Consider the following 13,271-nt stretch of genomic DNA (forward strand, 5'->3'; position numbering starts at 1 on the left):
AACGGCAAGGAGCGCCCTCAGGCGCCCTTTTGATGATCGAGTTGCAGGTTCAACTGGAGAATGTTGACCACCTGCGGGCCAAGGATACCAGCTTGTGTCGCCGACTTGACCAGCTCCGTCAGCCGAACGGGATCCAGCCCCCGTTGCCCGGCGACCCGCTCCACCTGAGCCAGCACCGCATCGAGCGGCAGATGGGGATCGAGGCCGGAGGCGGAGCGGGTCAGCAGGGCGGGGACCCTGGCTTCCGGCTGCTCTTTGGCCGTCGTAGCGGCAAACTCGGCCCGCAGCGGCGAGCTCATCCCCAGGTTGCTGCCGCCGCCACCTATGGTGGCGAAGTCGCTGGCGGAGGGGCGGGAGTGGAAGTAGTCGGCCCGCTCGAACTTCTGGGCCAGCAGGGCGCTGCCGACCACCTGCTGCTTGTCATTGGTGAGCAGGCTGCCGTTGGCCTGCCAGGGGAAGAGCAGCTGGGCCAGTCCGGTGACGGCCAGCGGATAAGCCACCCCCAGAAGCAGGGTCAGGGTCAGCAGGGTTCTGATTGCTATCATGATTTTTTGCTCCAAAAGATTGATGGGGTACAAGCCAGGCCTGCACCCCACTATGTAGTCACACTAGGCCCAGGCCGGTGATGACCAGGTCGATCAGCTTGATACCTATGAAAGGCACTATCAGGCCGCCGACGCCGTAGATCAGCAGGTTGCGGCGCAGCAGGCTGGCCGCCGTTCCCTTCAGGCTGACCCCGCGCAGGGCCAGCGGCACCAGCGCGACGATGATCAGGGCGTTGAAGATGATGGCCGACAGGATGGCGCTCTCCGGGCTGCCCAGCTGCATCAGGTTCAGCGCCCCCAGCTGCGGATAGGCGGCGATGAACAGGGCCGGCAGGATGGCGAAGTACTTGGCCACGTCGTTGGCGATGGAGAAGGTGGTCAGGGCGCCGCGGGTCACCAGCAGCTGCTTGCCCACCAGCACCACGTCCAGCAGCTTGGTGGGGTTGGAGTCGAGATCCACCAGGTTGCCCGCCTCCTTGGCTGCCTGAGTCCCCTCGTTCATGGCCAGCCCTACGTCGGCCTGGGCCAGCGCCGGGGCGTCGTTGGCGCCGTCCCCGCACATGGCGACCAGCCGGCCGTCGGCCTGCTCCTGACGGATGTAGGCCAGCTTCTTCTCCGGCGTCGCCTCGGCGATGAAGTCATCTACCCCGGCTTCGGCGGCGATGGCGGCGGCGGTCAGCGGGTTGTCACCGGTGATCATCACGGTGCGGATCCCCATGTGGCGCAGGATCTGGAAGCGGGCCTTGATGCCCGGTTTGATGATGTCCTTGAGGAACACCACCCCCAGCAGCTTCTCGTGGGTACAGACCAGCAGCGGTGTGCCGCCCTGGCGGGCGATGTTGTCCACCGATTTGAGGATGAGCTCGGGCACCGCCTTGCGATCGAGCGAGAGGTAGCGCAGCACTGCATCCACCGCCCCCTTGCGATAGTGATGGCCGTTGCGATCCAGCCCGCTCAGCCGGGTCTCGGCGCTGAAGGGGATGAGGATGTCGCTCTCCAGCTGGCTCGGTCTGGTGTAGCTCTTGCCCGCCAGGGTCAGGATGGATTTGCCCTCCGGCGTGTTGTCACCGAGCGAGGCCAGCATGGCGGCCTGAGCCAGCAGGGAGGGGTCCACGCCGGGGGCCGGGATCAGTTCGTCCGCCATCCGGTTGCCGAAGGTGATGGTGCCGGTCTTGTCCAGCAGCAGGGTGCGCACGTCGCCGGCGGCTTCCACCGCCCGGCCCGACTTGGCGATCACGTTGAGCTTCACCAGCCGGTCCATGCCGGCGATGCCGATGGCGGAGAGCAGGCCGCCGATGGTGGTCGGGATCAGGGTGATGAACAGCGCCAGCAGATAGAGCCGGGGCACCTGGGTGCCGTTGTAGTCAAGGAACCAGGGCAGGGTGGCCACCACCAGCAGGAAGATCAGGGTCAGCCCTACCAGCAGGGCATCCAGCGCCATCTCGTTGGGGGTCTTCTGCCGCTTGGCCCCTTCCACCAGGGCAATCATGCGATCTAGCGTGCTTTCGCCCGGGTTGTTGCTGATGTGCACCCAGATCTGGTCGGAGACGACGGTGGTGTTGCCGGTCACGCCGCTGCGGTCGGTGCCGGACTCGCGGATGACGGGGGCGGATTCGCCGGTGATGGCCGCCTCGTTGACCGAGGCGATGCCGGCGACCACTTCGCCGTCGGCCGGGATCATCTCGCCGCTGCGCACCAGCACCAGGTCGCCCTTGAGCAGGCTGGTGGCCGGTACCCATTCGCCCTTGTCATCCTGCGGGCTGGTGACCCGACGAGCCTTGAGCTGGCTCATGCCGGCCTTCAGGCTGTCGGCCCGCGCCTTGCCGCGACCCTCGGCCAGGGTCTCGGCGAAGTTGGCAAACCAGAGGGTGAGCCAGAGCCAGGCGGTCAGCTGCCAGGCCAGAGAAGGAGCGACGCCGGAGAGCGGTTGCCCCAGCAGCGACTCCAAGGTCGCCATCACGGCCGCCAGCCAGAGGGTGAACAGGATGGGGCTGCCGAACAGCGCCCTGGGATTGAAGCGATAGAGGGCTTCCACCATGGCCTGCAGGATCTGTGATTTCTGTTTCTTGCCCTTCACCTGAATGGTGTCGGTGCTCATTGAAGCGGATTTGCTCATTGGAAAGCTCCCTGCATCGAATAGTTGGTCACGCAGATCAGTCGGAGGTGCAGCATCAGAAGGCTCCTCCCAGCAGGCTCAGGTGTTCCGCCACCGGGCCCAGCGCCAGCACCGGCAGGAAGGAGAGCCCCCCCATCAGCAGCACGGTGACGATCAGCAGAGTGATGAAGAGCGGGCCGCTGACGGGGAAGTCCCCTTCGCTCGTCTCCTGGCGCGGGGCACGGGCCAGCTGGCCGGCGATGGCCAGCACCGGAATGATGTAGCCGAAGCGGCCGAGCAGCATGGCCAGCCCGATGGCGATGCACTGCCAGCTGTCGGCGGCGGCAAAGCCGGCGAAGGCGGAGCCGTTGTTGCCGGCGGCCGAGGCGTAGGCATAGATCAGTCGTGACAGGCCATGGGGGCCATCGTGACCGATGACGGTGGCGGAGTTCGGCATCAGCAGGGTAATGCCGCCGATCACCAATACCCCGACCGGCATCACCAGCATGCTGGCGACCACCCACTTCATCTCGGTGATGCCGAGCCGCTTGCCCAGATAGGTGGGGGTACGCCCCACCATCAGGCCGCACAGGAACACGGTCAGCAGCACGAACAGCATCATGCCGTAGATGCCGGCACCGACGCCGCCAAACACCACTTCACCCAGCAGCATGTTGATCATGGCGACCATGCCGGCGAGCGGGGCAAAGCTGTCGTGCATGGCGTTGACCGAGCCGTTGGAAGCGGCGGTGGTGGCCACTTCCCAGATGCTGGAGAGCACGGGGCCGAAGCGGCTCTCCTTGCCTTCCCAGTTGCCGGCTTCGCTGGTGAGGTGGGCGAGGGCGGGATCCGGCTTCAGCTCCTGGCCGATGGCGAGGCAGAGCCCCAGCACCAGCATGATGGTCATGGCGATGAGGATGGCGCGGCTGTGGGCCAGATCCTTCACGTAGCGCCCCAGGGTACAGACCATGGCGGCGGCCAGCGTCAGCAGGGCGACCATCTCCAGCCAGTTGGAGAGGGCGGTCGGGTTCTCGAACGGATGGGCCGAGTTGATGCCGAAGAAGCCGCCGCCGTTGGAGCCGAGCTGCTTGATGGCGATCTGGGAGGCGGCCGGGCCGAGCGGCAGCAGCTGCTCCTGGCCTTCCAGCGCGTGGAACGGCAGGTAGGCAGACAGGCTCTGGGGCACCCCCTGCCATACCAGCAGCAGCGCCAGGATCAGCGCCATCGGCAGCAGCACGTAGAGGCAGAAGCGCACCAGATCCTGCCAGAAGTTGCCAAGGTGGGTGGTCTGCTGGCGGGCGATGCCGCGAAACAGGGCGATGGCGACGGCGGCGCCGGTGGCGGCGGAGACGAAGTTCTGGGTGGTGAGCCCCACCATCTGGCTGAAGTAGGAGAGGCTGGCTTCGCCGGAGTAGGCCTGCCAGTTGGTGTTGGTCATGAAGCTGACCGCGGTGTTGAAGGCGAGTTGCCAGTTCAGCCCGGGCAGCTGCTGCGGGTTGAGGGGCAATAGCCCCTGCGCCATCAGGATCAGGAACAGCAGGCCGAAGCCTGCGCCGTTGAAGGCCAGCAGGCTGAGGGCGTAGGACTTCCAGCCCTGCTCGCGCCCGTCCGTGCCGCAGCAGGCCAGGGTGGCGCGCTCAAGCGGGGCCAGCCAGCGACTCTTGCCTTCAAACACCCGATACAGGTAGTTGCCAAGCAGAGGCGCCGGCAGCAGCACCAGCAGCACGAACGCGACGGGATAGATGATCTCTTGCCACATATCCGGTTCCTCACTCATGAGTGCGCGCGAGGGCGCGCAGCAGATAGCCCGCGAGGGCGAGGACCAGCAGCAGATATAGCCAATTCATAACGACTCCGTTGAGGTAATTAGCGTCAGGGATCGATGCATATCCGTGTCGATCCCATGGGTCTCATTGACGCTGAAAGGGTATGTAAAACGGGCGTAAAGGCGCCATAAAGCCCAATTTGGCTGGCGTAAAATCGGCGTAAAGAAGGGAGGTTTTGCTAGCTGGTGGACGGGCAAGGCACAAAAAACCCGGCCTGGGCCGGGTTTGGTAGCAAGTTGCTGTGACTTTGATATGCGGTTAGCGCATGGTCACAAACTCTTCCGCGCTGGTGGGATGGATGGCGACACAGTTGTCGAAGTCCGCCTTGGTGGCGCCCATCTTCATGGCGACGCCGAAGCCTTGCAGGATCTCGTCCATGGCGAAGCCGATTCCATGCAGGCCGACTACCTTCTCTTCCGGCCCGACGCAGACCAGTTTCATCCGGGTGGGCTGGCGATGCTGGGTCAGGGCCGAGTACATGGCGGTGAACTGGCTGCGGTAGACCTTCACCTGATCTTCCCCGTACTCGGCAACGGCTTCCGGCTCGGTCAGGCCGATGGTGCCGATGGGCGGGTGGCTGAACACCACGGTCGGCACCAGATCGTAGTTGAGGTGCTCGCCCGGCTTGTTGTTGAACAGCCGCTCCGAGAGGCGGCGGCCTGCCGCGACAGCCACCGGGGTGAGCTGGATGCGGCCGGTGTTGTCACCGACGGCATAGAGGTTGGCGACGGCGGTGTTCTGGAACTTGTCGGTCGGGATGAAGCCCTTCTCGTCCAGGGTGATGCCGGTGGCAGCCAGATTGAGGTTGTCGGTGGCAGGCACGCGACCGATGGCCCAGATGAGGCAGTCCACGGTGAGGTGGCGACCATCTTCCAGTTGCAGGGTCAGGCTGTCGTCGGCGTTCTTGATGACGGCCTTGGGAATGGCGTGGGTGTGCAGCTTGGGCCCTTCCTGCGCCATGATCTCCACCAGGGTCTCGTGGATCATGGGGTCGAAGTTGCGCAGCGGCGCATGCTTGCGCACCACCAGATGGGTCTCGGAGCCAAGGGCCTGCATCACGCCTGCGATCTCCACGGCGATATAGCCGGCACCCACCACGGCAACCCGTTTGGGCTGGCTTTGCAGGTCGAAAAAGCCGTCGGAGTCGATACCCAGTTCGGCGCCCGGAATGGTCGGGACCTCGGGGCGGCCGCCGGTGGCAATCAGGATGTGATCGGCGCTGTAGTGCTCGCCGTTCACCTCGACGGTATGGCTGTCGACGAAGCGGGCGAAGCCCTTGATGACAGTGATCTGGTTCTTGCCCAGCACGTTCTGGTAGGACTGGTGAATGCGCCCGATATAGGCCTGACGTGATTCGACCAGCTTGGCCCAGCTGAAGTGGTTGAGCGTGGTGTCGAAGCCGTAGTCGGCGCCATATTTCAGGGCATCGGCGATCTGGCCTGCATACCACATGGCCTTCTTCGGTACGCAGCCGACGTTGACGCAGGTGCCACCCAGCTCTTTGGCTTCGATCAGGGCGACTTTCTTGCCGTACATGGCTGCCCGGTTGGCTGAGGCGATGCCGCCGCTGCCGCCACCGATGGCGATGTAGTCAAAATGCTGTGCCATTGCGAGGTTCTCCGCTCGTTAAGAATGCAGTCACAGCATGATGGGGATAAAGCGGCCGGCTCACAAGAGCCGGTGCTCAGTTCTGCTGGATGGGCAGGCGAATGTGGAACTGGGCACCCTGGCCCGGTTCGCTGGCACAGTGGATGCGGCCGCGCAGCAGCTGGACCACCAGGTTGTAGATGATGTGAGTGCCGAGCCCGCTGCCACCCTGGCCCCGTTTGGAGGTGACGAAGGGATCGAAGATGCGCGGCAATATCTCCGGGGGGATGCCGCGGCCGTTGTCACTGTAGTCGATGACCAGCTCGTCTCCCTGCTGCGCCACCTGTATGGTGATCTTTCTGGGCCTGTCCCAGCCATCGAAACCGTGATGGATGGAGTTGAGGATCAGGTTGGAATAGATCTGGGTGAAGCTGCCCGGGAAGGAGTAGATGCTCAGCTTGGGATCGCACTGGATGTCCACCTCGCACTGGGCCTTCTTGAGCTTGTAGCCGAGGGAGACCACCACCTGATGCAGGTTGTCGGCGAGGCTGAAGTTGTAGCGGGCCTCGGAGGACTGATCCACTGCCACCTGCTTGAAGCTGGCGATGAGCTCGGAGGCGCGTCTCAGGTTACCTTGCAGCAGTTGCATCGACTCGTCGAGATTCTGGGTGAATTCGTTGAGGTAGGTGCGGGAGAGCTGCTTGGCCTCGATATGCTGCTTGAAGTCGGCCACCCGCTCCTGCAGGTAGGAGGAGGCGGTGACGCTGATGCCGATGGGGGTGTTGATCTCGTGGGCCACGCCGGCAACCAGGGAACCGAGGGAGGCCATTTTCTCCGACTCCACCAGGGTCTGCTGGGCCTGCTTGAGATCGTCATAGGCCTTGCCCAGCTGGTCGTTGGCATCGCTCAGGCTGCGGGTGCGTTCCGCCACCTTGCCTTCCAGCTGCTCGTTGAACAGGGTGATCTCCCGCTCGACCTTTTTGAGGGGGGTGATGTCATAGCCAAAGCCGATCAGGTACTTGAGGTTGGGCCCCTCGTAGAAGGGAGCGAAGGTCCACTGCAGTACCAGCTCGTTGCCCTGCTGGTCGTGCATGGTGATCTCCCTGTCCTCCAGAGCGCCCTGATCGGCCAGGGTGGCGGCCAGCTCGTCACGCTGCTCCTTGCTGACGAAGAGATCCAGCCAGTTGTGCTGCAACAGCTCCTGGTGGTGATAGCCGGTGAGCAGGATGGCCGCCGGGTTGATGCTGGCGATGTTGAGATCCGGCTCCATGCAGCAGATGACCATGTTGGCGGAGTTGATCAGGGTGGCGGAGAAGTCCCGCTCCTGTTGGAGCTGATCGGCGGCCTGATGGCGGGCCGTGAACTCGTCGTTCAGCCGGGTGCGCATCTGGTTGAGGGTGGCGGCCAGGGTATCGAATTCGTCAGGGGACTTGCGGGGCAGGGGGCGACCTTCCAGGGTCAGCTCTACCGCGAGGCGATCCAGGCTCAGTTTCTGGGCATAGCTGACGATGCGGTTGATATGACGGATCACCAGATAGTAGATGATGACCAGGATGCAGAACGAGACGACCAGGGTCTTGATGGTCTGGCTGACCAGGATCAGCACGGATTTCTCGATGAGGCGCTGGTAGACCTGCTCCAGGGAGGCGGCGACGAACAACTTGCCAACCACTTCCCCCTGATAGCTCAGGGTGAACTCGCGGGAGATGTCGTATTGGGGCTGCTCCACCCCCTGGGTGAGCAGGGGCACTTCCGAATTGCCCAGCATCTCCTTGACCATGACGAACTGCATGTTGGGCAGGTTCATGATGCCCTCGATCTGCACCTTCACCTGCTCTTCATCCAGGTTCCAGAGACTGGCCGAGATGGGTTGCAGGAAGGAGGCCTCGATCTGGCCGATGCTGGCCTCGATGACGGTCACATCCTTGTTGTAGTCCCAGGCGAGCTGAAGCACGGTGATGAGCAGTGCCAGCACCGTACTGCAGATCAGAATGTAGGAAAGCAGACGATAAGAGAGTCCGTTAAGGCCGACGGCCTGGGAGAAGATTCCTGACATGGCGTCCTTGCGGTCTGGATTGAGTGCGGTTTAGTTTAACTGCTTCATGGACTTATGTCGTGTGTCATCCAATGGATAAAAACAAGGCCCCTTTCGGGGCCTTGTTTGTGTGGGCTGGGATCAGTGACCGCCCTTGGCTTTTGCCGGGATGGATTCGTCGAATTCCGGCAGCGGCTTGTGCTCGGATGCCAGGAAGGTGTAGATGACCGGCAGCACGAACAGGGTGAACAGGGTGCCGATGGCCAGACCCGCCACGATGACGATGCCGATGCTGAAGCGCTGTGCCGCCCCCGCACCCGAGGCATAGAGCAGCGGGATAAGGCCTGCGATCATCGCCGCCGTGGTCATCAGGATGGGGCGCAGACGGACCTTGGCAGCTTGCATCACGGCTTGCATCCGGTTCAGACCATGCAGCAGCTGCTCCTCCTTCGCCACCTCGCAGATCAGAATACCGTGCTTGGTAATCAGACCGACGAGAGTGATGAGACCGACCTGGGAGTAGATGTTCATGGTGGCCATACCCCACGCCAGGGCGATCAGCGCGCCACTGATGGCCAGCGGCACCGACACCATGATGACCAGCGGGTCACGCACGGATTCGAACTGGATCGCCAGCACCAGGAAGATGATGGCCAGGGCCAGGGCGAAGGTGGCGTAGAGCGCATTCCCTTCGGTCACGAACTGGCGGGCTTCCCCCATGAAGTCGTAACGATAGCCTTGGGGCAGCTTCTCTTCCGCGGTCGCCTTGAACCAGTTGATCGCATCCCCCATGGCCACGCCAGGTGCCGGCACGGCGCCGATGGTGGCGGAGTTCAGCTGGTTGAAGTGGGGCAGGGCACGGGGCTCTCCCTTCACTTCAATCTTGATCAGGCTGCCCAGCGGGATCGACTTGCCGTCGGCGGCACGCACGTAGTAGCCCTTGATGGACTCGGGGTTGAGACGGAACTTGCGCTCCACCTGCGGGATCACCTCGTAGGAGCGGCCATCCAGGTCGATACGGTTGACGTAACCGTCCGCCATCATGGTGCCCATGGTGATGCCGATGTCCTGCATGGTGATGCCGTAGGCACCCGCCTTGTCCTTGTCGATGCTGATCTTCATGGTGGCCGAGTCGTAGTTCAGATCGAGATCCGAATAGACGAACTGGCCGTTGGCCTGGGTTGCCGCCAGCATCTCACCCGCGATCAGGAACAGGCTCTCGAAGCTGTTCGGGGTGGTGATAACGAACTGGATGGGCAGACCGCTCGACGCCCCCGGCAGTTCCGGGAACTGGAAGGTGGTGATGGCCATCCCGGGGATGTCCTTCACCAGACCGGCGACCCGATCCAGCACCTCTTTCTGGCTCGCTTCACGCTGGCTCCAGGGCACCATGGAGGCGATACCGAACGCCTGATTGGAGTTGAACACCCCCGAGAAGACCTGGGAGTAAGCGATCTCCGGCTGGTCGTCCAGGACTTTGTTCACATCCGCCATGGTGTTTTCGATGTAGTCCAGGTTGGCGTTGGAAGGGGCCGTCCCCAGCACCGCCATGACGCCTTTGTCCTCGGACGGGGCCAGCTCGCTCGGAATGAACTTGAACAGCAGCGGCAGGCTGGCGAACACGATGACGGCAAACAGGATGACCACGATGCGCTTTTGCATCACGGCATGGAGCATGGCGTCGTAGCGGGCCGTCATCCGGTCCAGCAGATCGTGTACGGTACGCTCGAACTTGCCGGGCTCCTCGTTGGCCCTGAGCATCTTGGCGCACATCATGGGCGACAGGGTCAGGGCGATGATGCCCGAGACGAACACGGCTCCTGCCAGGGTCAGCGCGAACTCCTTGAACAGGGAGCCGGTGATGCCCCCCATCAGGGCGATGGGCGCATACACCGCCGCCAGGGTGACCGTCATGGCGATGACGGGCACGGCGATCTCCCGGGTACCTATGATGGCGGCCCGGAACGGCTCTTCCCCTTCCTTGATGTGACGGTCGACGTTCTCCAGCACCACGATGGCGTCATCCACCACCAGACCGATGGCCAGCACCATCGCCAGCAGGGTCATGAGGTTTATGGAGAAGCCGAACATGTCCATCATCATCACCACGCCGATGAGGCTCAGGGGAATGGTGATGATGGGGATGATGACCGCCCGGAACGAACCGAGGAACAGGGTGATCACCACCAGTACGATGGCGGCCGCCTCCAGTATGGTCTTGATGACCTCGTGGATGGATTCGTTGATGGCGATGGTGGAGTCATACAGGATGTTCACCTGCATGGTGCTCGGCATGTTGCGCTTCAGGCTCGGCAGCAGCTCCAGCACATCGTGGGCGATGTTGATGGGGTTGGCTGTCGGGGCTGCGTTGATGGCCAGAACCACGGCTTCGCGGCCATTGGCGCTGGCGCGATAGATGTCGTGGCTCTTCTCCAGGGAGACCTTGGCGATGTCGGAGAGACGGATCACCTTGCTGTCGCGGGTGGCGACCACCAGGCGCTTGAGCTCTTCGATGTTGCCGACCTGGGTCTCGGCGTTGCCGTTGAACAGGGTGAAATAGCCGGTGGCCTGGCCGGTCGCGGACTGATAGTTGTTGCTGTTGAGCACCGTCATCACGTCGCTTGAGGTCAGGTCAAAGGCGGCCATCTTGGCCGGATCCAGCCACACCCGCAGGGCGAATTCGACCCCGCCATACAGATCCACCTTGGAGACCCCGCCCACGGTAAACAGCTGGGGCTTGATGACCCGCTCCAGGTAGTCGGTGATCTGGCTGGAGTTGAGCTCCGGGCTGGTGAAGCCCATGTAGAGCACCGCCGTGGTGGAGCCGGTGGAGGAGGTGACCGAAGGGTCTTCCGCCTCTTTGGGCAACTGGGAACGCACCGAGTTGACCTTGGCCAGGATGTCGGACAGCGCGGCGTTCGGATCGGTGTTGAGCTTCATGTACGCCGTCACCGTGGAACTGCCCAGCTGGCTCGAGGAGGTCATGAAGTCGATGTTGTCGGCCTGGGCGACCGCCTGCTCCAGGGGCTGGGTGATGAAGCCCTGGATCAGGTCCGCACTGGCGCCATAGTAGCTGGTGTTGACCGTGATGACGGTGTTGATCACCTCGGGGTATTCACGCACCTGCATCTTGAAGATGGCCTGGAAGCCCAGCAGGGCTATCAGGAAGCTGAGCGAGATCGCCAGCACAGGCCGTTTTATGAATATGTCAGTAAATCGCATCGCAGCTCTCCGCGCTTACAGCATCGGGGTTTGTGCCGGAACGGCAAGGGCATCGTTCTCGACCACGTGCACCTTGGTATCGTTGCTCAGGCGAACCTGACCCGACAGCACGATTTGATCGCCAGCCTTGATGCCGGACAGCACATGGACATCGTTGCCGCGACGCTCACCTGCCTTGACCACCACCTGCTTGGCACGTTTCACGCCGTCAGCCTCGTGAATGACATAGACGTTCTCGCCATAGAGGGTGAAGGAGATGGCGGACTGCGGGATCACTATCTGGTCTTTCACCGTGGGCAGTATGATGCTGGCGCGGGCGAACATGCCGGAACGGAGCTGGCCGTCGTTGTTCGGAATGTCTGCCTGCACCTGGATCAGGCCGCTCTGATAGTTGACCGCGGGCTCGATGGCTGTGATTTGGCCGTCAAACTGGGTCTGGGGATAGGCATCCACGTTGATCTTGATGGTCTGTCCCAGGGTGATTTTGGAGATGTCGGTCTGGGGCACGGTGAAGCGCAGGCGCATCACGCTGGTGTCTTCCAGGCGCACAATCTGGGTACCCGGTTCCAGATACTGGCCGAGGAAGACGTTGCGCAGGCCCACGGCACCGCTGAAGGGGGCTCGCACCTCACGACGGGCGATGGTGGCCTTCAGACTGTCGATGTCCGCCTCGAGGGAGCGGTAGCTTGCCTCGGCATCATCCAGCTGGTCCCGGGAGATGGAGTTCTTCTGATAGAGGTTCTTGTAGCGCTCGAACTTGGCCCTGGCTGCCGGCAGTCTGGCCTGGGAAGAGTTCAGATTGGCTTTTTCCACACTGGAGTCCAGGCTCAGCAGCAGTTGATCCGCTTTGACATGTGCCCCGGATTCGAACCGGATGCTGTCGATGGTGCCTGACAGCTCGCTGGAGAGGGTGACCCCCTGGTTCGGCTCGATGAAGCCGATGGCTTCAATGGTGGGGACCCAGTCCTGCGCCTTGGTGACCATGGCGGTGACCGGGAACTCGGGCTCGGGCCGATTGGCCATGAACTCTGCAATCTTCTTCTGCTTGAACATATTGAAGCCGATGACACTGCCAAACAGGGCGAGTGCTATCAGCAACATGATGGCCATCCACTTTTTCATGAACAGGCTCCTGTGATGGAAACATTAGGGTTTAAAATGGCATTCCAGCTGGCCCGGATGACCGTCTCCAGCTGTTCCTGCGTCAATTCGAAATCGTGAACCCGGCGCTGCTGTGCCAGGTTGGCCACGCAATCCAGACTCAATGCTTGCAACACCAGAATGGGGAGATCGATGAAGAGTCCCTGTTGGCGTCCTTGCTCAAAGAAGCGCTCAAGTGGCGCCCACGTCGCCATTATGACCGGATCCCGCTCCAATTCAGCCCCCAATGGAGAACTTTCGTACTGCAATTTGCACTTGAGTGCATTGGGGTAGCTGGTGAAGATGGCATCGATGTTGAGCCAGAGGCGTCGATACTGCTTATAGGACACCTCTTCTATCTGCACACCTTCCATGACCAGGGGATGACACTTGAGGGTAGTGTGCTGATAGAGCTGGCGGATCAGGTCATCCTTGTCGCTGAAATAGCGATAGATGGTGCCTGCCGCCACCTTGGCTTTCTTGGCGACCACGGCAATGGAAAGGCCGTAGAAGCCCTGCTCGCCGAGGATCTCGTGAGCTGCTTCGAAAATGCGTTCTTTCTTATCCATGGTTATCAGAGGTCAACGACTGAATGAACGTTCATTCATTCTAGGTGGGCGCAAAGGCAAGTCAAGCATTGCCCATCATCTCTGACCCTATGGGGTGAGGGATTCAAAAAGTAGTGGGGAATTGCTGGATCCAGCCTGAACAAAACAAAAATAGTTGAAAAGGGGCGGAAGTGATTGAAAAACAGGCACTTGATTCTTTGTGTCAAAAAAAGAGTAGACAAGGTCGGCATCATCATCAATAATGCGCCCCGT

General features: G+C 61.9%; 8 protein-coding genes. All 8 read right to left on the reverse strand.

What is annotated here, in order from left to right; genetic code table 11:
• Positions 1 to 17 precede the first annotated feature (17 nt).
• Positions 18 to 545 (reverse strand): potassium-transporting ATPase subunit C, encoded by a 528-nt coding sequence (locus ACPW74_RS20075; RefSeq protein ID WP_425858450.1) that lies wholly within the window; start codon positions 543 to 545, stop codon positions 18 to 20.
• 58 nt (positions 546 to 603) lie between these two features.
• Positions 604 to 2,661, reverse strand: coding sequence for a potassium-transporting ATPase subunit KdpB (gene kdpB / locus ACPW74_RS20080; RefSeq protein WP_425858451.1), 2,058 nt, complete (start codon positions 2,659 to 2,661; stop codon positions 604 to 606).
• Positions 2,662 to 2,716: 55 nt separating this feature from the next.
• The gene (kdpA, locus tag ACPW74_RS20085; RefSeq protein WP_425858452.1) at positions 2,717 to 4,399 is read right to left on the reverse strand and encodes a potassium-transporting ATPase subunit KdpA; all 1,683 of its coding nucleotides are present in this window, start codon (positions 4,397 to 4,399) and stop codon (positions 2,717 to 2,719) included.
• Positions 4,400 to 4,724: 325 nt separating this feature from the next.
• Complete coding sequence (gene gorA, locus ACPW74_RS20090; RefSeq protein ID WP_048209396.1) at positions 4,725 to 6,074, reverse strand: glutathione-disulfide reductase; 1,350 nt, start codon at positions 6,072 to 6,074, stop codon at positions 4,725 to 4,727.
• Between the two features lie 76 nt (positions 6,075 to 6,150).
• Entirely contained in the window at positions 6,151 to 8,109 is a 1,959-nt protein-coding gene (locus tag ACPW74_RS20095; RefSeq protein WP_319855324.1) for an ATP-binding protein, read from the reverse strand.
• Positions 8,110 to 8,229: 120 nt separating this feature from the next.
• Entirely contained in the window at positions 8,230 to 11,310 is a 3,081-nt protein-coding gene (locus tag ACPW74_RS20100) for a multidrug efflux RND transporter permease subunit (protein WP_045522654.1), read from the reverse strand.
• A gap of 15 nt (positions 11,311 to 11,325) precedes the next feature.
• Positions 11,326 to 12,432: an efflux RND transporter periplasmic adaptor subunit gene (locus ACPW74_RS20105; RefSeq protein WP_039040661.1), complete on the reverse strand. Its 1,107-nt coding sequence runs from the start codon at positions 12,430 to 12,432 to the stop codon at positions 11,326 to 11,328.
• Positions 12,429 to 13,019 (reverse strand): TetR/AcrR family transcriptional regulator, encoded by a 591-nt coding sequence (locus ACPW74_RS20110; protein WP_201972529.1) that lies wholly within the window; start codon positions 13,017 to 13,019, stop codon positions 12,429 to 12,431. Before ACPW74_RS20110 ends, ACPW74_RS20105 begins: the two co-directional genes overlap by 4 nt.
• Positions 13,020 to 13,271: the final 252 nt, after the last annotated feature.

This window comes from Aeromonas sp. INTO2 (assembly GCF_049860605.1).
Classification (GTDB): Bacteria; Pseudomonadota; Gammaproteobacteria; order Enterobacterales; family Aeromonadaceae; genus Aeromonas; species Aeromonas caviae.

Excerpts from the sequence above, each read along its gene's own strand:
- ACPW74_RS20075 (WP_425858450.1), bottom strand. The coding sequence starts at position 545 with ATGATAGCAATCAGAACCCTGCTGACCCTGACCCTGCTTCTGGGGGTG.
- kdpB (WP_425858451.1), bottom strand. The coding sequence starts at position 2,661 with ATGAGCAAATCCGCTTCAATGAGCACCGACACCATTCAGGTGAAGGGC.
- kdpA (WP_425858452.1), bottom strand. The coding sequence starts at position 4,399 with ATGTGGCAAGAGATCATCTATCCCGTCGCGTTCGTGCTGCTGGTGCTG.
- gorA (WP_048209396.1), bottom strand. The coding sequence starts at position 6,074 with ATGGCACAGCATTTTGACTACATCGCCATCGGTGGCGGCAGCGGCGGC.
- ACPW74_RS20095 (WP_319855324.1), bottom strand. The coding sequence starts at position 8,109 with ATGTCAGGAATCTTCTCCCAGGCCGTCGGCCTTAACGGACTCTCTTAT.
- ACPW74_RS20100 (WP_045522654.1), bottom strand. The coding sequence starts at position 11,310 with ATGCGATTTACTGACATATTCATAAAACGGCCTGTGCTGGCGATCTCG.
- ACPW74_RS20105 (WP_039040661.1), bottom strand. The coding sequence starts at position 12,432 with ATGAAAAAGTGGATGGCCATCATGTTGCTGATAGCACTCGCCCTGTTT.
- ACPW74_RS20110 (WP_201972529.1), bottom strand. The coding sequence starts at position 13,019 with ATGGATAAGAAAGAACGCATTTTCGAAGCAGCTCACGAGATCCTCGGC.